Origin of the sequence: Myxacorys almedinensis A (genome assembly GCF_010091945.1) — a bacterium.
Classification (GTDB): domain Bacteria; phylum Cyanobacteriota; class Cyanobacteriia; order Leptolyngbyales; family Leptolyngbyaceae; genus Myxacorys; species Myxacorys almedinensis.
Genome location: NZ_WVIE01000015.1, coordinates 86,953 through 110,177 on the forward strand (window position 1 = coordinate 86,953; position 23,225 = coordinate 110,177).

The following is a 23,225-nucleotide window of genomic DNA, read 5'->3' on the forward strand; positions in this document are numbered from 1 at the left end:
ACCAGATACATTGCAGTTACGCCTCCAGCAGAGTGAACCATCTCCTGTAGACTCAAACGGTAGTTAATCTTTCAATTTCTTTGAGGAAACAAGTTTATGGGAGGAGTAGCGATGATGGAATGGATCGTAGCGCAGCAAACTCCCTTGGGCAACAATCCTGCTACAGATAGCCAAAGGGCAGGAGCCATTCCTGAATTGGTCATCATCTTGATCATTCTGCTGCTGATTGCAACTGTTGTTGCACTCGTAACCCAACAGTTGCGAATTTCCTATGTCACGGGTTTAGTATTAGCAGGTCTGCCCATTACAGAGGTCTTGTCGCGTCGAATTGGTTTAGACCCATCTTTAGTGTTGAATCTTTTCCTACCCATTCTTATTTTTGAAGCCGCGATCAATACGGATATCAGCCGTCTCCGCAGCACCTTTAAGCCGATCGCGCTATTGGCAGGTCCAGGCTCTATCTTTTCCTCGGTAATTATTGCTGTTCTGGTTAAATTTGGGCTGGGTCTACCCTGGATTCCCGCATTGCTGATTGGCGTCATTCTGGCAAACACCGATACCGTCTCGATGATCGCGGTTTTTAAGGAGATCCGTGTGCCTTCCCGGTTGTCCACCATTGTTGAGGGAGAAACTCTGTTCAACGATGCGGCTGCCCTGGTTTCATTCAATCTGATTTTGGTCGTTTATGCGACAGGTTCTCTCACCGTTGTGCAAGGAGTTCAGGAACTACTCGTGGTCGCCTTGGGTGGGGGATTTGTGGGAGTCATCTTAGGCTACTTGAGCCTGCCAATATTTGTTCGATTAAATGACCCATTGAGTAGTCTCTTGCTGACTGTTGCCTTGGCGTTAGGAACGTTCCAGATCGGGCAGTTTTTAGGGGTATCCGGTGCGGTAGCTGTGGTTATTGCCGGACTCATTTTTGGCAATCTTGGGCTTTCTCGCAGTCCGTCTGCCTCGGATCGAATCACCTTACTGAGTTTTTGGGAATACGCTGGTTTTGGGGTCAATACATTTATTTTCCTGCTGATTGGCATCGAAATTAACCCGGTCACGCTCTGGAGAATTTTGCCGTCCATCCTGTTCGTCATTTTGGCGTATCAACTGGGACGGATTCTCTCGGTCTATGTGTTGTTGGCAGGGCTGCGGTGGTTCGATCGTCCGATTCCGCTTCGCTGGCAGCACGTTCTGTTTTTGGGAAACATCAAAGGCTCACTCTCAATGGCACTGGCGCTTAGTATTCCTCTTACGGTGCCAGGACGGGACGACATCATTGCGCTGGTTTTTGGTGCCGTTTTATTCTCCCTGGTTGGACAGGGATTAAGCTTACCCTGGCTGGTCAAACGGCTAAAAATCAGCCGTGTTTCTGATGTCATGCAGAAAGCTGGGCAGTTACAGATTCAGTTGATTGCTTCCAAAGCGGCTCAAGATGAGCTAGATAGTTTGCTGAAATCAGGCGTGTTGCCGAAAGCAGTTTACGAGGAGTTATGGGCATCGTATCAAGTACGAGTCGCACAGTCTGAGCGAGTGCTGCGCGATCTCTACAATCAGCATCGGGCAGGTCAACGAGAGGGCGATCCTTCGGAGCTTGGCAGAGCCAATCGCGGTGGGCTAGATGCGATTCGACGGCGATTACTTTTAGCAGAAAAAGGGGCAGTCAGTGATGCGCTCCGCAAACGAATTGTTCCAGAAGACCTGGTTCAGCCCTACATTAAAGATTTGGATGAGAAACTTCTAACGTTGGAAGATGAGTAGTGCGAATGCCGAGGTAATCAATCATGGGGTGAACGAGTTCTGGACGGGTAACAACCAGGATGGTAGAACCTGCTTCAAGAACCGTATTGCCGTTCGGAATCTCTAGATTGGCGCAGGCATGGCATTGATACCCAATGATCAGCGAACCCGCTGGAAATCGAGGATCTTGAGCAATTTGGGCAACGGTGCGACCTGCCACATTGCAATCACCTGGAACGGGCAGTTTTAGCACCTCGACTTGTCCTTGTTCAAAGTGCATCATCGACTCGACTTGAGGGTATTCAATCGCATTTGCCATTGTTGCGACTGCCAAATCAATTGTGCTGATGATGTGACTCGCTCCGGCAAGGCGGTAGGCTTCCAAAAATTCGCGATCGCGCATTCGCACCACAATATGGGAAATGCCATAGCTCCTGGATAGGGTGATCAGCGCCAGATTCAACGCATCATCTCTAAGGGCTGCAACGACCGCGTTGGCTTGTTTAATTCCCGCTTCGAGTAGAACCGTTGTGCTGACCGCACTGCCTTCAAATGCCATCACTCCGATTTTTTCACGAGCAAAGCGACAGGCAAGCGGGTCGGCATCGATGATCGCAACTGTATGACCGAGTTCTAATACCTGCTGGGCTAAACTTAGCCCCATCATCCCGGCTCCACCAATTAATACGTACATGACTGCCTGTCTACCCCAAGAATGAACATTACAGATTTTCACTATAAGCGACCCAACCGTTTGATCTTGCTTATTAATCGGGTTTGAGGGGCAGTTCAATCTGGAACATAGAAGCGATTGAAAATATAGGGTAAGTCTGCTTCTGGAATTCCGATTCCCGTGTCGATCACCTGAACGATTGCCCATCCAGGATGAGGAGTTAAGTGTAACCGTACTGTTCCACCAGCGGGGGTGTATTTACAGGCGTTATTGAGCAAGTTTTCGATTGCCTGCCGGAGCAAATCAGGGTCAGCCCATAATTTGATCAGTTGCTCAGGCAGTTCGTAGGTCAGTTTGATATTTTGCTGTTCTGCCAATGTGGTGAACTGCGTTGCTAGATTTTTCAGCAGATCGTTCAGATTGAGTAACTTTAGCGATTCAGGCGTAAGCCGTCCCTGATGACGAGCCAACAGCAGCAAATTGTTTACCAGAACCCCCATTGATTTCGCGCTATCTACAACGTTTCCCAAGGGGTGGTGGTAACGCGAGTCATCAGCCGCGATCAGTAACCCAAGCTGGGCCTTGGTGAGAATGGCAGAGAGGGGCGATCGCAGACTGATGCTCCACCCTTTGAAGGCGGCGTGTCGAGTAAAAAGCTCGGCATTTCAGGTTAGGCGCTCGGAATGTTGAGTTCAACTGTTCAGCCTTGCTGAGTTTAGGATAAACGCCGAGAACCTCAGAACCTTGATTGCTTTGATCGGAGTTATACCAAATTGATTTTTCACGGCGACAGATCCTCGACCCCCCTGCCTACGCACGTCTGTAGCATTTACAGATTAATTTGGTATTAAAAGCCAGAACTCCGAATCTTAAAGTTAAGGAATTGAAGTTCTGACCGTTCCGAGAAACACGGTTCTAACAACACCATTCTTCTTGAGTGGCTTGGCGTTTCATCTGAATATTGCCTAAGTGTTTCTTCACCGTATCGATCGTGATATACAGGCGGTCTGCAATTTCCTTGCGCGACAAATTGCAGCGCCGCAACAGCCAAACTTCTGCCTCACGAGGCGTCAACCCAAACAGCCTTGCTTCAGAAAACGCGAGGCTTTGAAGCGACTGCTGCTGATCTTCAAGGCGAACCAGCAAACAGGGTTGATCTAGCCCATCTAGGGTAAGCCACTGGGCGCGAGTGCGATAGGTTTGCCCGTCGATCGTGGTAAATTCTGACTCAATCACCAACGGGCGATCGCCATAGAGTTCTCGGCTATCAATCAACGCTTCACAAGAACGCCAAACCTCAGCAGGAACGAGACTCGACTCGGCGTTTAGCTTCCGGCAAATTTCTGTTGCCCGGGAGTTTGTGTACATTAGCTCGCCGTCAGCGTTCAACATCATGATTCCATCAACTAAACCCTCCAACACAGACAACAGAAAACGATTGGCGATTTGTGAGAAGTTCAGGTTCATCATTGTTTTGGGGCGAATGAACAGCAGTGTGTGATTTACTACGGTTGAGCAGACCGTATTATGCAAGAGCAGAACAGGGGTAAGAAACGAAGAAAAATCTATACTTTGTGACCTATTCCCCTCTCCGTCTGCCTATAGTTAAGACAATAAAACAGACAGGTCTGGCTTAGCAGTGGAAGAAAGTTAGGACTTGCAGCGAAGCGAAGTTATAAAACGTTAGTTGTAAATCCCAGAGGTTTGGCTGACAATGGATTTAGCTCCGTAAATTCCCTGAGTTGGGACTTATCGCATCTGGAGAAATTGGCGCAAGGCGCAGCGTTCTAGAAACCCGATCAGCAAGCTCGAATCAACATGCCGCTAACTTGCCCCCGGCGGTTTCTATGGAGTGTGCGCCGCACTAATCATGGCTTCAGGCAATTTTGGCGTTGGGTGCAATCATCATGACTATCAACGAAGCACTAGGAGTGCTAGACAGCATCTTGGGGCAAGGGCAACTGACCGATCTGCAAGAAACGGTCTTTCGTCTTGCCTGCGACGGACAAACCTACGAACAAATGGCGACAGCTAAAGGCTACGATCCCGACTATGTAAAACTGGTGGGATCTCAACTTTGGCAGACCCTCTCAGAACACGTTGGGCAACGGGTCACTAAGAGCAATTTTCGGGTTGTGCTGAGACAGTGGGCATCCGAGCAAAGTGCCCACGGGGATCGCGATCGCAGCAAGTTGGCAATCCATCCTCCTTTCGATCTCAATCCCGCTACATGCCCTTTTCCCCAATGTGACTGGGGAGAAGCGATCGATGTTTCCAGTTTCTGCGGACGCGCTCAAGAACTTGCCGAACTCCAGCAGTGGATCACCCACGATCGCGCTCGCCTCGTTGCCATTTTGGGCATGGGAGGCATCGGCAAAACCGCCCTTTCTGTTAAATTAGCCACTGCCCTTCAACCCCAGTTCGAGCAGATCATCTGGCGATCGCTGCGAGATGCCCCGCCTATCGCAGCGATTTTGGCTGACCTGATTCAATTTCTGTCTAAACAACACGAAACCGAACTCCCCGAAACCACCGATGGCAAACTCGGACGGTTGATGCACTATCTGAGATCGTCGCGCTGCCTGCTGATTTTAGACAACGCCGAATCTATTTTAGGCAGTGGCGAACAGACGGGATATTACCCAAGCGGCTATGAAGCGTATGGCTCGCTCTTCCGGCGCATTGGCGAAACGATGCATCAAAGTTGCCTGGTCATCACCAGCCGAGAAAAGCCGCGAGAGGTTGCCGCTCTCGAAGGAGAGGCAATTCGCTCTTTGCGCTTAGCCGGGTTAGCTGCCCCCGACGTGCATGAATTGCTCAAGCCCAAATCGCTGATGGCAACCCAGCAAACCTTCGTAGACTTGACCCATCTGTATACGGGCAATCCCCTGGCGCTCAAGATCGCCGCTGCCACCATTCAAGAATTGTTTGATGGCGACGTTGCCGAGTTTCTCAACCAGGAAACTGCCGTGTTTGGCGATATTTCTAAACTGCTTGACGAACAGTTTGATCGCCTCTCCGATCTCGAAAAACAGATGATGTACTGGATCGCCATTAACCGCACGGGCGTTTCGCTGGCAGAACTGGCAGACGATATTGTGCCCCCGGTGCCCAAACGTCAGTTGTTTGAAGCGCTGGCATCGTTAGCTCGCCGACCCCTGGTTGAAAAACACGGGGCTAGGTTTACCCAACAGCCTGTGGTGATGGAATACGCGATCGACAAACTGATCACCTGCATTCATCGGGAAATCGTGACGGGCAAGTTTCACCTGTTTATGTCTCATGCTCTGATGAAGGCTAGCGTCGAAGATTACGTTCGGGAAAGCCAGATCCGCATGATTGTGCAGCCCTTGCTCGATCGGCTCACCGCCGCCTCTCACTGCCATAGCGATTTTGAGGAGAAACTGCGCGAGGTGCTGCGATCGCTGAGGCAAGAGTTTGGGTGCACCCCCGGATATGGAGCCGGAAACGTGCTCAATCTCTTGCGCTACGCAGGTTCTGACCTGACCGGATACGACTTTTCAGAGCTAGCCGTTTGGCAAGCCCATCTCCAAGGCGCAACCCTGCATCACGTCAATTTCACAAACGCCAGCCTGGAAAAATCACTCTTTTCCGATACGCTGGGCAACGTCTGGTCGGTGGCTTATAGCCCCGATGGGACGATCTTGGCCGCCAGCGACACGTCGGGAGAAGTGCATCTCTGGCGCGTTGCCGATGGGCAAAAGCTCGCTACTTTGAAAGGGCATCAGCATTGGGTCTGCGAAATTTCATTTAGCGCCGATGGCAAGACCTTGGCAAGTGTCAGTGCCGACACGATCGTTAACCTGTGGGATGTGGCAACGGGGAGGTGCCGACACACCTTGCGGGGGCATCTCGATTGGGTCGTGTCGGTTGCTTACAGCCCAACCCAGGCGATCGTGGCAAGCAGCAGCGCCGATCGCACCATTCGGATCTGGGATGCCCAAACTGGGGAGTGTCTGCGGATTTTGAGCGGTCATCACCATTGGATCTGCGCGATCGCATTTAGCCCAGATGGGCACACGCTGATCAGTGGCAGCGACGATCGCACCGTTAAACAGTGGGATGTGGCAACTGGAACCTGTCTTCAGACCTTCAAAGGGCACACCAGTGCGGTGCGCGGCGTAGCGGTTCATCCATCGGGTCATGCGATCGCCAGTGCCAGCGAAGACGAAACAGTGAGGCTGTGGAATCTCACCACGCAAGCGGTGACCACCTTAGCGGGGCATGTTGCCGAAGTGCGCGGCATCCAATTTAGCCCCGATGGGCAACTGCTCGCCAGCGCCAGCTACGACGAGACCGTGAAATTGTGGGATGTTCAGACTGAGCGCTGCATCAAAACCTTACACGAGCATCGTGCGCCGGTGCGATCGGTGGCATTTAGTCCCTGTGGGCAATGGTTGGCAAGTGGCAGCGCTGACCAGTCGGTTCGGGTGTGGAGTCGTTCTGGAGACTGCCGCAAAACCCTCCAAGGATACACCAACTTTGTCCTGTCGGTGGCGTTTAGCCCCACAACGGCACTGCTGGCAAGCACAAGTACGGATCACACGGTCAATTTGTGGGATACCGTTTCGGGTCGCTGTCTCAAAACCTTGCGGGGGCATACAAACTGGGTGTGGTCGGTGGCGTTTAGTGTCGATGGTCAACAGCTTGCCAGCGCCAGCCTAGATCACACGATCAGCCTTTGGATCTTAGATGCCGACGATCGCTCTAGAGTGTTGCGGGGGCACACAAACTGGGTGTGGTCGGTGGCGTTTAGCCCCGATGGGCAGACCCTTGCCAGTGGTAGCTTTGATCAAACCATTCGGCTATGGAATCCGGCGAGTGGCGAATGCCGCCGCATTATCATTGCCCAGAGTCGAATTTGGTCGATCGCCTATAGCCCCAATGGTGCGCTGCTTGCCAGTGGCGAAGAAGATTGCACGATCCAACTGTGGAACCCTCTGACGGGGCAATGTTTGCAAACGTTGAAAGATCACGATCGTAGAGTCGTTGCGATCGCATTTAGCCCCGATGGAAAAACGCTCGTCAGCGCCAGCGAAGACTACACCCTAAAACTGTGGGATGTCAAAACAGGGCGGTGTCTGAAAACCTTGAACGACCACGATCGCTTGGCTGCCGTGGCCTTTTGCGCCGATGGGCGCACTATCATTAGTAGCGGGATCGAACCCACTATCAAACTGTGGGATGGGCAAACCGGAGCGCATCAGGTGTTAGAGGGGCACCGCGATCGCGTCTGGTCGGTGGCGTGCAGTGCCGATGGGCGCTTAGTGGCAAGCGGTAGTGAAGATGAAACGATCCGCCTGTGGGATCGGCAAACCGGAGAGTGTCTGCAAGTGCTACAAAAACCCAGACCCTACGACGGCATGATGATTTCAGGAATTGAGGGGATTACAGAAGCGCAAAAAATCACGCTAACGGCGTTGGGCGCAATCAGCACCCCCGATTAGCAACCTTGCCTTGGGCACGGTATCCTAAACATGCACCGTTCTTTAGAAAGAGAAACCCTATGAGCCTGAAAGACACCATCACAGAAGGCATCCAAGGGGCGATGAAGGCTCAAGACAAAGTGCGCTTAGAAACGCTCCGCAGCATCAAAAAAGGATTGCTCGAAAAAGAAGTGAGTGTGCGCCCCTCTGGTCAGACCGAGTTAACCGAAGAGCAGGAGCTTGACGTGTTGTCTCAAGTGGCAAAGCAGCGCCGCGACTCGATCGAGCAATATCAGAAGGCACACCGAGACGACCTAGCCCAGCAAGAAGCCCAAGAGTTAGCGATCGTAGAGGAATTTCTGCCGCAGCAACTCTCTGATGCAGAAGTAGCGGCGGTGATCGAGCAAATTATTGCTCAGGTTGGCGCATCGTCTGCCAAAGATATGGGCAAGGTGATGGGTGCCGCCATGCAGCAGCTAAAAGGCAAAGCAGATGGAAAGAAAGTCCAAGCATCGGTGAAAGCAAAGCTGGGGGGTTAGACATCCAGCGCAGGTGGCAGCAGATTGGGGAGGGGATGTGGCAACTAAAAAATAGGGCGTTGGGGAGGTCTTCGATCTGCTTTGCCGGAAGGGCAAATTCATCGTTGCCCTCAGCGCAACGCCTACCCGTTAAATCCGGTTCATTCTCCCCCAATCTGCCGCCGCACGCTTCTGAACGCGCTCACCTGACTTAAACCGTCAAACCGTCATAATGTCTTTCTCTTTTTCGGCTAACACTTTTTCAACTTCAGCACTATATTTGTCTGTCAGCTTCTGAATTTTGTCCTGCAAATCCTTTGCTTCGTCTTCAGACACTTCCTTGGCTTTTTCCTGTTTCTTCACCGCATCCACCCCATCTCGGCGAATGTTGCGAACCGAAACTTTTCCTTCTTCGGCATATTTTGCTGCCAGTTTCACCAGTTCTTTACGGCGATCGCTAGTCAACGGCGGAATATTGAGCCGGATGATGGCACCATCGTTATTCGGCGTCAGACCAATATCTGACAGCGAGATCGCTTTCTCGATAATACTCAAACTGCTGCGATCGTACGGTTGAATCTGAATCGTAGATGCATCTGGCGTCGAGATGTTCGCCAGTTGCTTGAGCGGCGTCGGCGCGCCGTAATATTCAACCACAATTTTGTCAAGCAAACTCGAATTGGCCCGACCCGTCCGAATCGTATTAAAAGACCGTTGAGTAGCTTCGACCGCCTTTTTCATATGGTCTTCGACATCAGCAAACTTCACAAGAACCTCCGACAATCGTTCCGATCGACTCGCCCATCACCGCCCGACGAACATTTCCTCTCACCGAGAGATCAAACACAATGATGGGGATATCGTTATCTTTGCATAAAGAAATGGCAGTGCTATCCATGACCTTCAGATCGTTGGTGAGAACGTGGGAGTAGGTCAGGCTTTGAAAGCGTTTTGCTGCCGGATTCTTCGTCGGGTCAGAATCGTAGACTCCATCTACCTTTGTAGCTTTAAATAAGACATCTGCCCCAATCTCGGCGGCACGCAGCGCGGCGGTGGTGTCGGTGGTGAAAAACGGATTACCTGACCCAGCGCCAAACACGACCACGCGACCCTTTTCGAGATGGCGCATTGCCCGGCGACGAATATAGGGTTCTGCGACTTCTTGCATCGCGATCGCAGTCTGTACCCGAGTCTGCACCCCCATTTGCTCTAACGCATCTTGCAGCGTCATCGCATTCATCACCGTGGCGATCATGCCGATGTAGTCTGCGGTGGCTCGATCCATACCGGCAGCGGCACCCTTGACGCCTCGGAAAATATTTCCACCTCCCACAACGATCGCGATCTGCACTCCACTTTCGGCAATTTCAGAAACTTCTTCAGCAATACCATTGACGACGGCAGGATCGATCCCGTATGAAAGCTCTCCCATTAGAGCTTCCCCGCTAAGCTTTAGCAGAATCCGCCGATACGTGACGCCCATGTATTTATTTTTTCGTGATAGTTGGTTCCAAATAAAGATACCAGCAGATGGTAGATTTGTGTCTGTTTCGTCGGGTTGGTTTTGGGGTTTGTCAAGAGATCAAATAGAGAAAGTTTGGATAGTAGACGATTGCAGAACCCTTAAAGTTTGAGCGGTGACAGGGTTTATTCCCTTTATTGAAGATTAAAAAGCAACCTAAAATGATCCTCACAGAAATTGTTAGACACCCGTTAGACCGTTTCCTAGACCGGGCATTCTCGTAGGGAGATTGATTTTGAATTTAAGAGAAACGTTTTTTAATATGGAGCACGCGATCGCGTCTCAAGCCATCAACGCCGCCATCGTCAATGTCAGCGGTCGCCAACGAATGCTATCTCAACGAACGGCATTGTTTTGTTTGAGATTGGTTTGCACTCAAGACCCGCACGAGCGGCAGTTGTTGAAGCAGACTCTAACTGAGGTGATTGCGCTAATCGAACGATCGCATCAAGGTCTGATTGCGGGTGACGCAGACCTCAATTTGCCAGGTCAGCCTTCGCCCACGGTGAGCGCTATGTACTTCGAGCCGCCGCTGTGCGTCGATCGCCAGGTACAAGATTACATTACTCACGTGAGAACATTGTTAGAGGCACAAGATACTGATCTGACGCCCGATCATCCTCAGTTACAGACCATTCTGGAAGCAGCGTCAACCCATTTATTAACTGCGTTAAATGCAGTGGTCAGCCAATACCAAGCTGAGAGCGAGATAGAACAGCGGATCATTCTAGATCAACAAGCCCAACTGTATCAACAAAGCCTTGAATCTGCGGCGATCGCAGAGGCAAAATCTCGACAGTTAGAGTGCTCTCTTGCTGAGTTGCATCAGCTTCAGGCGCAACTCATTCAAACCGAAAAAATGTCAAGTTTGGGTCAGCTTGTTGCTGGCATTGCCCACGAGATCAACAATCCTGTCAACTTCATCCACGGCAACTTGGCTCACTTAGAAAACTACACCCAAGACCTCTTACATTTGATTCATCTTTATCGACAGCAGCCATCTTTGCTAAACGACGCGATCGCAAAAATTGATGGTGCTGATATTGATGGCATTGATTTGGACTATATAATAGACGACTTGCCTAAAATTGTTCTCTCCATCCGAGTTGGGGCAGAGCGAATTCGGAACATTGTGCGATCGCTGCGAACATTTTCTCGTTTGGATGAGGCAGAACTAAAAAGCGTTGATTTGCATGACAATATCGACAGCACCCTGATGATGTTGCAGCATCGGCTAAATGAAAAGCCAAATCATACCGCAATTCAAGTTATCAAAGAGTATGGCGATCTTCCGGTGGTTGAGTGTTATGTTGGGCTGCTCAATCAGGTATTTATGAATATTTTGGTAAACGCGATCGATGCTCTAGAAAGCATGAATCTTGTTGAGACTAAGCCGTGTGTTCATCCTCAAAAACCGGGGACAAAAGAAACTCAAACGCCACCACAGACGATCACCATTCGCACAGAAACCCTCAACGAAAATGAGGTGCAAATTCAAATTTCAGATAGCGGTTTTGGGATGGATGAGGTCGTTAAAGCTAAACTATTTGACCCCTTTTTCACCACCAAAGAAGTCGGCAAGGGCACAGGGCTAGGGTTATCTGTCAGCTATCAAATTGTTACCAAAACGCACAATGGCAACCTTCAGTGTTTCTCGGAACCAGGGCGGGGGGCAAGCTTTCATATCACTCTACCAATTGTTCAAAGTTAAGCCTCAGAAATTAGCCTAAGTTTGGGTGTTAACCTACAGACGTAGAGGCGACGTAAAGGCATATTCAACCCCTCTTAGATCTCAAATCGCCCAGGTTTGCCTTGGGTGCGGCTCGGTGGGTTGGGGCAGGAGAATACTGCAACACAACTAACAAAACCGCCCATTTTTGAGAGGGCTGGTATGATATGCAGGTCAAAAGGACAGATCATCCTCCTTGGAGATTACAATCATGAAAGCGATCGTCATCGCCTTGCTGTTGGTGCTAACGACTGTTGGGTTTCCGAAAACAGCCTTTGCCCATGCCCTACAGGCAGATTATTCTCTGCTCCGGCAGTCTCAGCTAGAAATTCGGGCAAACTTTAGCGACGGAGAGCCATACCCGTTTGCCGATGTTCAGATCTTTGCCCCATCCGACAAACATCACCCTTGGTTAGAAAGCAAAGCAGATGCTCAAGGGCGATTTGAATTTATGCCGGATGCGTCGCTCAGAGGAGATTGGACGGTCAAAATCGGCAAATCAGACCATAAAGATATTCTGACGGTTCCAGTGACAGAGCGCGGTGTAGAAGTGAACGACATTAGTCAGGGGGTTGGGCAGCCGCTCAAAGCTCAACTGATGGTGTAGGGCTTTGCCGCGATCGCAGGCATTTTAGGAACTCGCTTTTTGTCGCCGCGCCTGTTTAATCGGTAGATTCTTTTCGTAGTTGAGACTAAAAAAGCGATCGCATCTCAAGGTGCGATCGCTTTTTTAGTCTCGATGGATTTTTCATCGGTAAGGGGTTCAGATATCTTTTGCCGAATTTGTGGACAATTTAGTACTACACATGTAGTATTTTTAATAGAAGAATATCTTAGAAATCTGACTTCCCATGTTATGTAAAACCTCTCAGAACAGCACCCTCGATCGGCGACCCACCAACAGCTTGGGCGTTGATAGTGTGCTGTTCGCATTTGGGAGAATGCATGGGGTCGCGTTTTATACCGATCAAGCCATTCCCGGCTTCGGCACAATTTTGGGGACATTTATTCTAGACCGATTGAACAAGAGCGGAAGGTGCGGGCACGTCCTGTTACCCATATAAAGCCAGCAGCCTACACGCTGTAACTAGCTACCCCCGCTCTTAGAAATAGAAGCGGGGGTTATTTTTTGGAAGTTTGCGATGCTATCTAGACAGATCCCCGTTTTGCCGCCCTCTGTTGCTGAAGACTTCTACAACACTCAAGGTGTTTGTTAATCCAACTCAGTAATCTAAGTCAGTAATCTAAGTCAGTTGAGAAACTTCACTGGTTGAACGGCTGACGCAAACCGCCACTCAGGAGTGACGCGAAATGTTAAAGCTCACCTACACCGAATTTGGATTGCACCTAGAGCGGGTCAGCACTTCTTTAGAGGCGCTGGTTGCTCAGCATGTGGTCTTGGCATTGCGCCTAGGATGCACGCTGCACGTCGAATCGAGCCGAGCAGCATTTCTAATTTCTGCTCAGGCTCCGGGGTTAGTTAACTTAGAACGCCTAGTGCGTCTGATGCAGAACGCCCCCTCAACAGATCCACAGTCTACGATCGCGCTTGCCTTGGTTGATCCTGAGTTTGTCGAAATCAGTCTGCAAGGTAGCTGGATTGCTGCCAGCGCTGATGCTGAAGAAGGTATGTTTGTCACAGCCTTAGCTGACCAAGTTGAATTTTTTGTCTACAAGCTGTGGCAAGTCACCCAAGCCAAAACCGTGTGCAATTCGTAAACGGGTGAACTTGTAGATATGCAGGACGCAGGATAAAGGCTTGCAAACCTGATTCTGTCGATACTTTCAAGCGCTTTGAGGTAAGTCTGTAACAGATTTGTAGTACCCCTTGACATTCTTGTAGTACGCTATGTAGTATTCATGTAATACAGCATAAAATAGCCAGAGGCGACCCTATGTTCCTCCTTTATCTACAGCATCTCAGCCTGTGGCATCTGAATGCCCGCTCGAATGAGCCAGAGCCATCTGATTCTGATTACAAACATGTTTCTTCAGAACTAGAACAAAATGATCTTTACGATCGCAGCCACAAACAGCATGTTGATCACTTAGAGGCACAACACCGCTTGCAATCTCTATACTATCTAGAACGTCGTTTATTATGGTGATGCATCACGCTTCGATCAGGTTATGAACATCTGATCGAACGCTCTATTTCATGATGGAAAATTGCAAAGTATCACAGAAAGAATCAAGTTGATGATTGGAATGATGATTGAAAGAGTAGTTTGTTTCCTAATGAAATAGGAGCCTGGTTTGAAGCGGTCAATGGCTAAGTCGCGATCGCAAACGGCTTCACGTTCCAAAGGTGCGATCGCCAGCATCTCCTAGTCCAGGAACAATATAGCCGCGATCGTTGAGACCTTCATCGATCGCCGCAGAGTAAATATTCAACCCAGGGTAAGCAACACTCAATTTCTGCAATGCTGGAGGTGCTGCCACAACACAAACAATTCTCACAAACGTAGGATCGATGCCCCGCTTGACTAGTTCTGCCATTGCCATCAGGGTAGATCCGCCAGTTGCTAGCATCGGTTCAGGAATCAAGACACGAGTTTGAGGAGCAAACTGGTCAGGCAATTTGTTGAGATAACAACTCGCTTCCAAGGTTTCTTCGTTGCGAACAAGACCCAAGTGATAGACCGATGCCAATGGCAATAACGACTGTGCCCCATCAAGTAAGGCAAGACCGGCGCGCAGGATGGGAATAACGGCGATCGGAGTTTCTGGGTTAATAAATGTCGCAGGGCAAGGCGCTAATGGAGTTTCAACAGTTGTGTCTAGGGTTGGCAACCACTCTCGAACGGCTTCATACGTGAGCCAGCGTCCTAACTCGGTCATGGCACTGCGAAATAAGGGCGACGGGGTAGAAGCATCGCGGGCAACCCCCAACCAGTGCTGGATTAATGGATGAGGTGGAACGTAGACACGCAGTTGAAGGGTCATAGTCGTTGATCATTTGTGAAGGTGCAAGCACTACAAAGGACTCTCAGCAAAATCTCGTGAGTCCCAAATATAATACTCCCTCTGGTCTTTTTCAGGTACTAGAGAGCGTTCTCGTAGATTGTTAACGTTGAGTTGATGGGTGGAGGGGTAAGAGGGTGGAGGGGTAGATGGAGATGTTACCCATCCACTCATCCACTCATCCACTCATCCACTCATCCACTCACCCACTCATCAATTCCCAGTCCATCATTTCAATCTTGACAGACCACTAGTTTGTCAGGAGTTATCTTGCAAAGCTTGCCAGATAAGATTTTCACCTTTACTGAGTAGTTTCGCTAGAACTGGTCAGCCGCTTGCGTGGGAATTAGTTGAGAAACTATTGCATTTGTATTGACATAAATTTGCAACAAACTTATACTGTTTTGCAGTGTTCTCCTCTCTAGAGGATCGTCTGCGGTTCAAGTAACGCGATCGTTTATTTGAACCGCATTTTTCATCAAGACAGTCAGGCATTTTGCCATGTTCCAGAGTCGATGTTCAAAACGACTGGGCGGTTGCGTTGTGCTCTGTTTTTTAGGGTGATGCGTCAATTTTGCTAGCCATGCACTACGCTAACCGATGCATAGCTGCCCATGCAGAAAGATCGGCAAAGGCGCGATCGCGATACTGTCCATACCGCTCTTGCTTGTTCCGAATCTTTTGCGGCAGTGCTGGCAAAATTCCAAAGTTTGGGGGCATAGGCTGAAAGGTTTTTGGAGACGCCGAACTGATAAAGTCAAACAATGCGCCCATCATCGTAGTCGCCGGAAGCGCTACGGTTGGTAGCCCCAATGCCACTCGTGCCGCGTTTGTGCCAGCGAGCCAGCCCCCAGCAGCAGCAGCAGTGTAGCCTTCTGTTCCGCTAATTTGTCCGGCAGCAAATAGCGTTGGTCGCGCTTTAAACTGTAGCGTTGGTAATAGCAATTCTGGAGAGTTGATAAACGTGTTGCGATGCATGACACCCATTCTGACAAACTCAGCATTCTCTAGCCCAGGAATTAATTTGAAAACTCGCTTTTGTTCGCCCCAGCGCAGGTTAGTTTGAAACCCGACCATGTTCCAAAGTTGACCCGCTTTATCTTCTTGCCGCAGTTGCACCACCGCATACGGGCGATGCTGTTTGTTTTCCGGGTCGCGGAAGTCGCCTTTGCGTGGATCAAACAATCCGACCGGCTTCATCGGACCATAACGCATCGTATCTTCACCCCGCCGTGCCATTTCCTCGATTGGTAAACACGCCTCAAAAAACCTTGCGGTTTCGCGTTCAAACTCTTTGAGTTCCGCTTGTTCTGCGTTGCTCAACTCTTGCCAAAAGTGCAAATATTGGTCTCGGTTGAGTGGGCAGTTGAGATAAGCCGCTTCCCCGCGATCGTAGCGAGATGCCAAAAATGCCGTCTCAAAATTGATCGATTCTCCCACCACGATCGGGCTTGCCGCATCAAAAAAACTCATGTACTCCATGCCTGTAAATTGACGCAGGTTGTCCGCTAGGGCAGGAGTGGTCAGAGGTCCAGTTGTCAGCACCCCAATTCCTTGGGTGGGCATGTCTGTGACTTCCCCCCGCCGCACCTCGATCAGCGGATGACGAGAAAGGGTCTCCGTCAAATCTTGGCTAAACACCGCCCGATCAACAGCCAGCGCTCCCCCTGCCGGAACCTGATGCTCATCTGCTTTACCAATCACAATCGATCCCAACCGCCGCAATTCTTCATGGAGTAGACCCGACGATCGATCCGTAGCTTGCGCTCCAAACGAGTTGCTGCACACCAGTTCTGCCAGGTGTTCGCTATGGTGAGCCGGACTTTGCACTATTGGGCGCATCTCATGCAAAATCACCGGAACGCCTGCCTGGGCAATTTGCCAAGCGGCTTCTGTGCCTGCTAATCCGCCCCCTAGAACCTGTATCGGTTGAAAATCTGTCATTGTTGTCTGCGATCGTATGCGCTTTCTCTTCTAGGATAGAGGCTCTGGGTAAGAGGCACAGGGCTTTCTGAGCAGCATGGGATTTCTAGAAGACTTTATTATTGCTTGATAAAAAAGAAAGTTCAGGTTAGTTGAGTCCGTAGTAATACGCTGCCGGGTTTTCTAGATTGCTTTAGAGCTTTTTTACCAAACAGAACAATCCTGATGCAGTTTGGCTTATAGCGATTTCTTTGGCGTTTATGAATGCTCCTGAGCGTTTCAAGAAACAATACGCTTGCATTGAGATATGTCCGTAAATTCCGCAGATTTTTTCATTTGTTTATGAAGAATATATAAACAATCCGTAGAAACACTGGCTTTCTGCCGAGGATTGCTCTAGAGTCTTTGTCAGAAACCGAAACAGATTATCTCTACTCAGAGCCGTTTTCAGGGCGCTCTACTTTTCTCTAAGAGTTCTATAGAATGCAAAATGAAGGATGCATAATTAGGTCTGTTCGTAAAGGTCTGTTTGCAATGTTCAACATCAGCGAATTCATCAGATTTTTCAGTAGTTAGCCCAGTGCGATCGCCATTTCAGCATTCCCTAGGAATCTCCACTAAAGCAGTGTAGGAGAGAAATCCAAAGGCTTTGCACCACAATTTTCTTTCAGGGCAGGATCGCAATAACGAACTCGCACTCATGAAATTGATGCAAGATCCAAGGAAGACAAAGATTCAAATAATCTTTACTTAAAATTTATTGATTATTGGTACATTCCCTGGATTTGCTTTATGAGAGTTGGTTAATGCTTGAGCAGTACCCGACCTCAGCCCGTCCATGTTAAAACCATTAATCTCAGCTTCTCTCTTACTCAGCGTGCTGACCAGCATCGCTCCTGCCCTGGCTGCGCCCTCCTCGCCTGATTACACCTGCTACATGAAAGTGGGGAATCGAGTTATTGATCTCACGAGTTCTGTGTGCGGATTTGATACTCAGAAAGCTGCCAAAGATTCTAAGAAGAATGCTGCTTTTCTCGCAGAGGTTCAGAAACTGCTGAAAAGCTATGGTGGCTCAGGTTCAAGGGTTTCCCGAATAGTAGAAAACAACCCGGAGCAACTCATCAACGTGGCTCAAAACTTCTGTCAAGCGCTTGAGGCTGGCAAAAGCGAAAGCGAATTTATGGAAATAAAATATCGTGAAATGGTAGAGTCGGCCCAGCAGAACGACGGTGCCCAAACAGAAGTATTGGTTGAGATGGCTTCGATGGCAGTGCAGGTTGCGCCAAAGCACTATTGCCCTCAGTCTGCACAGAAGTCGTAGCGCTGAGCGATAGGGCAGAGTTAAGCAGTAATCTCACCACTTATCCTCAGCAGCCTGTACCCTAGAGCCTATACCCTCTTTGCATCCTGGCTGTATGGCTCGTGTTTTACCTAGTACGCCGCCTCTCTTTCGTCGCAAAAATCTTTGGTTTGAACGAGCAATGGCGATCGCGGCTCTTACAAACCTTGGACTCGTTATTTTTGATATCACCTATCTGCCGTGGCGAGATTTCTGGTTTCGCACGGCTCCGGCAGTGGTGCAGCAGTATGACCGTGTGAAAGGCATTGAGCCGCACAGAGACACAGACGGCTACTTAGCCAGCGTCCAGCAGTTAGAGCGTGCCCTTCAGCAAGGCGGGCTGCAAAGTGCGTTAGTGCAAACTCAGTTGCAAGAGTTGCGCGATCGCAGCGACGACCTGATTCAAAGCAACCCGTTTTCAACGGCTAACAAGTCTGGAACCCTGGAGAAGATTAAAAACCGGATGCGCGATCGCGTTGTTGGGCAACGGCGTACCGGCTCCTCTCGTCAGGCGTTTGCTACGTTTTGGAGCCGGGAATATTTGGCGCAAAAAGGCGTCGATTCAGAACTAACCTTTTTCAATACCGACATCCGCCCCTTATTCGCTACCAACTATTACCGTAGCATCGGCGAAAACGGTGAATTTACCGACTGGTTTTGGCTGCTCGATGCGCCATTTATGGTGCTCTTTGGGTTAGAGTTTTTAGCCCGAACATCTTACCTCAGCCGATTCAACCGTCTCACGCGGCTCGATGCCATGCTGTGGCGTTGGTATGATCTGTTTCTACTGCTTCCCTTCTGGCGATGGCTGCGCCTGATTCCGACATTAGTGCGGCTAGAACATGCCAGATTTATCAACCTCACCCGGCTTCGGGTTCAAGCCAGTCGAGGCTTTGTTGCCAACATTTCGGAAGACATGGCAGAAGTTGTTGTTGTGCAGGTGATCAATCGGTTAAAAGATGCGATCGCACGGGGAGAAATGATTCGATGGCTGCTAGAGACTGCTAACCGCCCCTATATTGATCTCAATCAGCGCGATGAATTGCAAGATCTGGCAACTCACGTACTCCAGGCAACAGTGTATGGAGTGTTGCCGAAAATTAAGCCCGATCTTGAAGCGTTGATGCGCCACACGATCGAGATGATTCTTAACCAGTCGCCTGCCTATCAAGCCCTCAAAGCTCTGCCCATGGTAGGAGACTTGCCCCGCCAGATCAACGAGCGATTGGTAACTGAAGTCACCCAGGGACTTTATAGCGCGATCGTCACCGCTCTAGAAGACCAAGCCGGAGCAGCATTGATCAGTAGCCTGGTCAAAAACTTTGGACAGACTCTAGCTACTGAATTGCAGCGCGAGCAATCGATTCGAGAGTTGCAAACCTTGGCAATCGATCTGCTCGAAGAAATCAAAGTGAACTATGTGCGGCGACCCAGCGAAGAAGACGTAGAAGCGATTTTAGAAGCAACCCGTCGGATTGGGCACCGTTCGAGAATATAAGCCAGATCAGGGGTGAGCTACCAGAGTTTTAATCCCGAATTATTCACCCTTGTCTTGCTTGCGGGTGAGTTGCACAGAGGCAACCATGCCCCAACTCACCCAGATTACCCTGCTACTTCAGCGCTACTTCAGCAACGTTTCTCGGATATACATCACCGTTGCATAAAACTGAAAATCGATATTTTTCTTTTTACTAAATCCATGCCCCTCATCTTTTGCCATCAAATACCACACGGGAACCTGATTATTACGAACGGTTTTAACAATTTGCTCTGCCTCATTTAAAGGCACCCGCGGATCATTCTGACCATGCACCACAAACAACGGCTTTTTGATGGCGCTGGCGTTATTCACCGGCGAAATTTTCTGCAAAAACGCTCGCATTTTTGGATCGCGTTCATCCCCATATTCAACCCGTCGCAAATCACGACGGTAACTTTCGGTTCGCTCTAGGAACGTCACAAAATTCGAGATTCCTACAATGTCGATCGCCGCCCGAATGCGATCGCTATATCGGGTTGCGACAGCCAAAGACATATAGCCACCATAACTTCCGCCGGTTACCAAAATTCGGTCTTTGTCTAACGTTGGCTGTGTGGTAATCCAATCTAAGAGCGCCCCGATATCTTTCACCGAATCTTCCCGCCGAAATCCATTATCCAAATCGACAAAGGTTTTACCGTAGCCCGTCGATCCTCGGACATTTGGAAATACGATCGCAACGCCCAACTCATTGAGATAGTAGTTTAGTCGCCCCAAGAAACTGGGACGAAACTGGCTTTCTGGACCGCCATGAATGTTGATGATCACTGGGCGCTTGCCTTCAAACCTGGCGGGCGGTCGGTAGAGAAATCCAGAAATGGTTTTACCATCAAAGCTTTTCCAGCGAACCAGTTCTGGTTCCGAGAAATTGGCAGTGTTTAGCCCTCCTGTCTCGCTTTCTGTCCACCGCTCAATCGTGTTGTTGGTCACATTTAGCGAATAGACATCAGCAGTTGATCGGGCTGCCACCAGCGTAAACCCTAAATCTTGATTGTTTGAATGCCAAGAAATACTGCTCACTTGCCCGATCGGCAGCTTGGGTAGAGCTTTTTCCTTGCCTGTTGCCGTCTCAAGCAGGTGCAACACACTTGCTCCATCTTCATTGGTCACAAACGCAAGCAATTTCCCATCGTCTGACAGATCAAATTCTTCCACATCCCAAGGGATTTGGCTGGTCAAGTAGGTATGCTGTCGCGTCGCAAGATCGACATATGCCAATCGCAGAAACTCAGACTCGCGATCGCTAACCACATATAATCCTTTTCCGTCTTTGCTAAACGCTCCCCCTTCATAGGAAACCTTGCTTTTGCCAGCGTTTGGAGTAACTAGCGTTTTCTCCCCTGACGTCGCATCTACGATCCAGAGATTGCTTTCGGTGGCAGAAATATATTCTTGAACCAGAATTTTTTGATCGTCAGGCGACCAATCGGCAGCGCCCCACCCTCCGCTCTCAACCTGGGATAACAAGCGCTCTTCTGGGTTCTGCGGATCAACCACGTAGAAATCGGCGTCTTTCCCGTTACGACGGGTGGATGTATAGACTCTGCGATCGCCCTTGTTTGACCATACCCCACCACTATTACGAGATTTGCCATCGGTCAGCAGCGCTATGTTACCCGAAGCGATGTCATATCGGTAGTTTTGACTAAATTCATTTCCACCGATATCTTTGCTAAACACAAAGTAGTCGCCCTGCGTCGGCTGAAAGCTAGCTCCAGCCACTGGTTCAGGAAAAAACGTAATCTGCTGCCGGCTGCCCAGTGGGGTTTTGACCCAATGCACCTGCGGCACCTCCCCAAAGCGCGTTGAAATCAGCATCTCTCGCCGGGTAGGATGCCAACTTAACAAACTGGCATACCGAAATTGGGTATAGCGCTCAACGGTTTCTGCCAAAGCAGACGGAATCGGCGGAATCCCTTCAACAACCAGGTTCTCTCCAGGTGTGATGGTGGCAGTCTGAGCCATAACCATAAGGGCAGGTAGGAGGACAGTAGCCAGCGTTGCGGCTAAAAATCTTGAGAAAAATTTCATCCTCCAATCATACGAGAAAACTCACGCTTCAAAGCATCGGTTTGGTTTAAACCCACTGCTGCGATCGCAACCATTTCCAAACGCCTGTCGATCGACGCAAACTGCTGCTGTCGCTCAGGTCTGATACAATTTTGTAAAGCTCTGCTGTGGTGAAGCAATAGCCCAATTGATGGGAGATGCTCAAGAAGTCTTCGGGCGTTTTCACCATGTTAAACTTCTCGCGCATCGACTGATCGCCCGCCACCGCCGTTAAAAACCGAGTTGCACTTTCTAAGGACATCCTGACTTCCTCCAATCACATATACGTATTTTCCGCACATAAATTTATCAGTACATCAAGCCTGATTTGCCGACCCAAGACCAAGCCATTTAAAAAAGCACTGTCGGGAGCAACTCGGTTCATAACAACGCTCTAACGCCATGGCTGAAGTTAGCAAAAACCTGACTTCGGCGGGAGATTAGCCCAAACTTCTACTGAAAAAATAAATTCAACTACGTATAAAATACTACATGTTTCTGGATGCTGGGGCAACATCAACGTAATTTCACCAAAAATTAGCATTTGGCACCCTGAGCCGCAGCAGAAACATCACGGTGATCGAGCATAAGATAGGGACTTCCCTCTGGACAATACAGAGCAGGAACATCACTCAGTCTATACGTAGTGGACGAAGCTTAGGTACAGTAAAGACAGCATCAGAACTTAGTATCCCTTGCTCAAAAAATATTCTCTGCCTATCCATCTTAGTTTTGACGGACTAGAGTCTGCCCACGCTGCCTATTTAGAACGGGGAGATGGCACCCCACTGCTAATGCTCCATGGCTTTATGGGCGACGCGGGGTGTTGGTTGCCGCTTATGGATCAGCTTAGCAACGCTAAAGGGGCTGCGCTTCAGGCTCATCACTATCACTGTATCGGGCTTGATTTGCTGGGCTTTGGGGATTCAACCAAACCCATGATCCAATACACCGTTGCCAAAGAAGTCGAATTTGTGCGCCGTGCGGTAGAAGCTTTGCAGCTAGAGAGTTTCTACCTTTTAGGACATTCATTTGGGGGATGGGTGGCGTCTGCTTATGCGGTGCGGCATCCAGAAATGGTCAAAGGGTTGATTTTGGCAGCCCCAGCCGGAATTCGAGATGATAGCTTCGCAGGACGGTACGACCATCTCCGCCCGTTGCTTTGGCAAACCCCGCTCATAGACTGGGCGCTTCACGTTGTAACTCCCATTGCCAGAGCCTTTGGGCAAGAGAAACCCCTAGCGCAAATTGCCTGGTTTCGACAACAACTCAACGCCCAACCAGCAGCCCGATCGTTTCTGGTTGATCGACTCCGTCCTGAAGATGCGATCGATACGGTTGAAAAAGATATCCATCGAATCGCCGTGCCTACCTTAGTAATTACGGGCGACCAAGACGATACGATTCCCCTCTGGCATAGCCAAACTTATGCTCAACGCATTCCCCAAGCAGAGCTAGTGATCTTACCGGGTGCCAGTCATGCCCTGCCCCAAAACCACGCACCCGAGTTGGCAAGCCTAATTCGCCAACGAGTGGTCATTGGTTAGGCTTTCCGGGAAAAGTAAACTAACGGCACTCTGCCAACTTGACGTATTTTTCTCTGAGCGAGGAAGACTGTGATCTAAAAGGGTGTACCTCACTAAGGCGGGTAAGCGGTCAACTGATTTGTAAAGTTCTACTTTGTTCGCCCGATGGCGATGTCAAATTTGGATAAATTTTTTTCCTTGAGATTAAGTTTCTAGATTTGCAAGCGCATCCATAATCAAAAGCAGGTTTATGCAATTTACCTG

The 23,225-nt window shown here is 49.6% G+C and carries 20 protein-coding genes; 11 read left to right on the forward strand and 9 right to left on the reverse strand.

What is annotated here, in order from left to right; translation table 11 throughout:
• Nucleotides 1–111: 111 nt before the first annotated feature.
• Nucleotides 112–1,752, forward strand: coding sequence for a cation:proton antiporter (locus tag GS601_RS13980; RefSeq protein ID WP_202925081.1), 1,641 nt, complete (start codon nt 112–114; stop codon nt 1,750–1,752).
• Here the strand turns inward: GS601_RS13980 and GS601_RS13985 are convergent.
• From GS601_RS13985 to GS601_RS13995, 3 genes are all read right to left on the reverse strand, one after another.
• Complete coding sequence (locus GS601_RS13985; protein WP_162423905.1) at nt 1,709–2,425, reverse strand: potassium channel family protein; 717 nt, start codon at nt 2,423–2,425, stop codon at nt 1,709–1,711. The two genes, GS601_RS13980 and GS601_RS13985, sit on opposite strands and share 44 nt — an antisense overlap.
• A gap of 95 nt (nt 2,426–2,520) precedes the next feature.
• Complete coding sequence (locus GS601_RS13990; protein ID WP_202925082.1) at nt 2,521–2,904, reverse strand: sensor histidine kinase; 384 nt, start codon at nt 2,902–2,904, stop codon at nt 2,521–2,523.
• A gap of 415 nt (nt 2,905–3,319) precedes the next feature.
• A complete protein-coding gene (locus GS601_RS13995) occupies nt 3,320–3,874 on the reverse strand; it encodes a helix-turn-helix transcriptional regulator (RefSeq protein WP_202925083.1) in 555 nt (184 codons plus the stop codon).
• A gap of 437 nt (nt 3,875–4,311) precedes the next feature.
• Here GS601_RS13995 and GS601_RS14000 point away from each other — a divergent pair, with 437 nt between their 5' ends.
• Nucleotides 4,312–7,872, forward strand: coding sequence for a WD40 domain-containing protein (locus GS601_RS14000; RefSeq protein ID WP_202925084.1), 3,561 nt, complete (start codon nt 4,312–4,314; stop codon nt 7,870–7,872).
• A gap of 59 nt (nt 7,873–7,931) precedes the next feature.
• Nucleotides 7,932–8,390 carry a GatB/YqeY domain-containing protein gene (locus GS601_RS14005; RefSeq protein WP_162423906.1) on the forward strand — a complete coding sequence of 153 codons (459 nt, stop codon included), beginning with the start codon at nt 7,932–7,934 and terminating at the stop codon, nt 8,388–8,390.
• Between the two features lie 198 nt (nt 8,391–8,588).
• Here GS601_RS14005 and frr read toward each other — a convergent pair whose 3' ends face one another.
• Together frr and pyrH are read right to left on the reverse strand one after the other, a co-directional pair.
• On the reverse strand, nt 8,589–9,137 hold the full coding sequence (gene frr, locus GS601_RS14010; protein ID WP_162423907.1) for a ribosome recycling factor: 549 nt from the start codon (nt 9,135–9,137) through the stop codon (nt 8,589–8,591).
• Nucleotides 9,124–9,852 carry a UMP kinase gene (gene pyrH / locus GS601_RS14015; protein ID WP_162423908.1) on the reverse strand — a complete coding sequence of 243 codons (729 nt, stop codon included), beginning with the start codon at nt 9,850–9,852 and terminating at the stop codon, nt 9,124–9,126. Before pyrH ends, frr begins: the two co-directional genes overlap by 14 nt.
• A 274-nt stretch (nt 9,853–10,126) precedes the next feature.
• Here pyrH and GS601_RS14020 point away from each other — a divergent pair, with 274 nt between their 5' ends.
• The 5 genes from GS601_RS14020 (at nt 10,127) to GS601_RS14040 (ending at nt 13,728) form a co-directional block, all read left to right on the forward strand.
• The gene (locus GS601_RS14020; protein WP_202925086.1) at nt 10,127–11,602 is read left to right on the forward strand and encodes an ATP-binding protein; all 1,476 of its coding nucleotides are present in this window, start codon (nt 10,127–10,129) and stop codon (nt 11,600–11,602) included.
• Between the two features lie 229 nt (nt 11,603–11,831).
• Entirely contained in the window at nt 11,832–12,227 is a 396-nt protein-coding gene (locus GS601_RS14025) for a DUF4198 domain-containing protein (protein ID WP_162423909.1), read from the forward strand.
• A 244-nt stretch (nt 12,228–12,471) separates the two neighbouring features.
• A complete protein-coding gene (locus tag GS601_RS14030; RefSeq protein WP_162423910.1) occupies nt 12,472–12,684 on the forward strand; it encodes a hypothetical protein in 213 nt (70 codons plus the stop codon).
• Nucleotides 12,685–12,931: 247 nt separating this feature from the next.
• Nucleotides 12,932–13,339, forward strand: a complete 408-nt coding sequence (locus tag GS601_RS14035; protein ID WP_162423911.1) for an alr0857 family protein — start codon at nt 12,932–12,934, stop codon at nt 13,337–13,339.
• A 176-nt stretch (nt 13,340–13,515) separates the two neighbouring features.
• On the forward strand, nt 13,516–13,728 hold the full coding sequence (locus tag GS601_RS14040) for a hypothetical protein (protein ID WP_162423912.1): 213 nt from the start codon (nt 13,516–13,518) through the stop codon (nt 13,726–13,728).
• Between the two features lie 187 nt (nt 13,729–13,915).
• Here the strand turns inward: GS601_RS14040 and upp are convergent, their stop codons facing one another.
• Nucleotides 13,916–14,566 carry a uracil phosphoribosyltransferase gene (upp, locus tag GS601_RS14045; protein ID WP_162423913.1) on the reverse strand — a complete coding sequence of 217 codons (651 nt, stop codon included), beginning with the start codon at nt 14,564–14,566 and terminating at the stop codon, nt 13,916–13,918.
• Nucleotides 14,567–15,172: 606 nt separating this feature from the next.
• Nucleotides 15,173–16,528 (reverse strand): FADH(2)-oxidizing methylenetetrahydrofolate--tRNA-(uracil(54)-C(5))-methyltransferase TrmFO, encoded by a 1,356-nt coding sequence (trmFO, locus tag GS601_RS14050; RefSeq protein WP_162423914.1) that lies wholly within the window; start codon nt 16,526–16,528, stop codon nt 15,173–15,175.
• Nucleotides 16,529–17,345: 817 nt separating this feature from the next.
• Here trmFO and GS601_RS14055 point away from each other — a divergent pair.
• Nucleotides 17,346–17,828: a DUF732 domain-containing protein gene (locus GS601_RS14055; RefSeq protein ID WP_162423915.1), complete on the forward strand. Its 483-nt coding sequence runs from the start codon at nt 17,346–17,348 to the stop codon at nt 17,826–17,828.
• 94 nt (nt 17,829–17,922) lie between these two features.
• A complete protein-coding gene (locus GS601_RS14060) occupies nt 17,923–19,344 on the forward strand; it encodes a hypothetical protein (RefSeq protein WP_162423916.1) in 1,422 nt (473 codons plus the stop codon).
• 123 nt (nt 19,345–19,467) lie between these two features.
• On the opposite strand, the gene GS601_RS14065 is transcribed toward GS601_RS14060, so the two are convergent.
• Both GS601_RS14065 and GS601_RS14070 read right to left on the reverse strand, forming a co-directional pair.
• Nucleotides 19,468–21,357: a S9 family peptidase gene (locus tag GS601_RS14065; protein ID WP_162423917.1), complete on the reverse strand. Its 1,890-nt coding sequence runs from the start codon at nt 21,355–21,357 to the stop codon at nt 19,468–19,470.
• A 106-nt stretch (nt 21,358–21,463) separates the two neighbouring features.
• On the reverse strand, nt 21,464–21,697 hold the full coding sequence (locus GS601_RS14070; protein ID WP_162423918.1) for a Nif11-like leader peptide family natural product precursor: 234 nt from the start codon (nt 21,695–21,697) through the stop codon (nt 21,464–21,466).
• A 433-nt stretch (nt 21,698–22,130) separates the two neighbouring features.
• Here GS601_RS14070 and GS601_RS14075 point away from each other — a divergent pair, with 433 nt between their 5' ends.
• Nucleotides 22,131–22,982, forward strand: coding sequence for an alpha/beta fold hydrolase (locus tag GS601_RS14075; protein WP_162423919.1), 852 nt, complete (start codon nt 22,131–22,133; stop codon nt 22,980–22,982).
• Nucleotides 22,983–23,225 lie beyond the last annotated feature (243 nt).

Excerpts from the sequence above, each read along its gene's own strand:
- GS601_RS13980 (WP_202925081.1), top strand. The coding sequence starts at position 112 with ATGATGGAATGGATCGTAGCGCAGCAAACTCCCTTGGGCAACAATCCT.
- GS601_RS13985 (WP_162423905.1), bottom strand. The coding sequence starts at position 2,425 with ATGTACGTATTAATTGGTGGAGCCGGGATGATGGGGCTAAGTTTAGCC.
- GS601_RS13990 (WP_202925082.1), bottom strand. The coding sequence starts at position 2,904 with ATGGGGGTTCTGGTAAACAATTTGCTGCTGTTGGCTCGTCATCAGGGA.
- GS601_RS13995 (WP_202925083.1), bottom strand. The coding sequence starts at position 3,874 with ATGATGAACCTGAACTTCTCACAAATCGCCAATCGTTTTCTGTTGTCT.
- GS601_RS14000 (WP_202925084.1), top strand. The coding sequence starts at position 4,312 with ATGACTATCAACGAAGCACTAGGAGTGCTAGACAGCATCTTGGGGCAA.
- GS601_RS14005 (WP_162423906.1), top strand. The coding sequence starts at position 7,932 with ATGAGCCTGAAAGACACCATCACAGAAGGCATCCAAGGGGCGATGAAG.
- pyrH (WP_162423908.1), bottom strand. The coding sequence starts at position 9,852 with ATGGGCGTCACGTATCGGCGGATTCTGCTAAAGCTTAGCGGGGAAGCT.
- GS601_RS14025 (WP_162423909.1), top strand. The coding sequence starts at position 11,832 with ATGAAAGCGATCGTCATCGCCTTGCTGTTGGTGCTAACGACTGTTGGG.
- GS601_RS14030 (WP_162423910.1), top strand. The coding sequence starts at position 12,472 with ATGTTATGTAAAACCTCTCAGAACAGCACCCTCGATCGGCGACCCACC.
- GS601_RS14035 (WP_162423911.1), top strand. The coding sequence starts at position 12,932 with ATGTTAAAGCTCACCTACACCGAATTTGGATTGCACCTAGAGCGGGTC.
- GS601_RS14040 (WP_162423912.1), top strand. The coding sequence starts at position 13,516 with ATGTTCCTCCTTTATCTACAGCATCTCAGCCTGTGGCATCTGAATGCC.
- upp (WP_162423913.1), bottom strand. The coding sequence starts at position 14,566 with ATGACCCTTCAACTGCGTGTCTACGTTCCACCTCATCCATTAATCCAG.
- trmFO (WP_162423914.1), bottom strand. The coding sequence starts at position 16,528 with ATGACAGATTTTCAACCGATACAGGTTCTAGGGGGCGGATTAGCAGGC.
- GS601_RS14055 (WP_162423915.1), top strand. The coding sequence starts at position 17,346 with ATGTTAAAACCATTAATCTCAGCTTCTCTCTTACTCAGCGTGCTGACC.
- GS601_RS14060 (WP_162423916.1), top strand. The coding sequence starts at position 17,923 with ATGGCTCGTGTTTTACCTAGTACGCCGCCTCTCTTTCGTCGCAAAAAT.
- GS601_RS14065 (WP_162423917.1), bottom strand. The coding sequence starts at position 21,357 with ATGGTTATGGCTCAGACTGCCACCATCACACCTGGAGAGAACCTGGTT.
- GS601_RS14070 (WP_162423918.1), bottom strand. The coding sequence starts at position 21,697 with ATGTCCTTAGAAAGTGCAACTCGGTTTTTAACGGCGGTGGCGGGCGAT.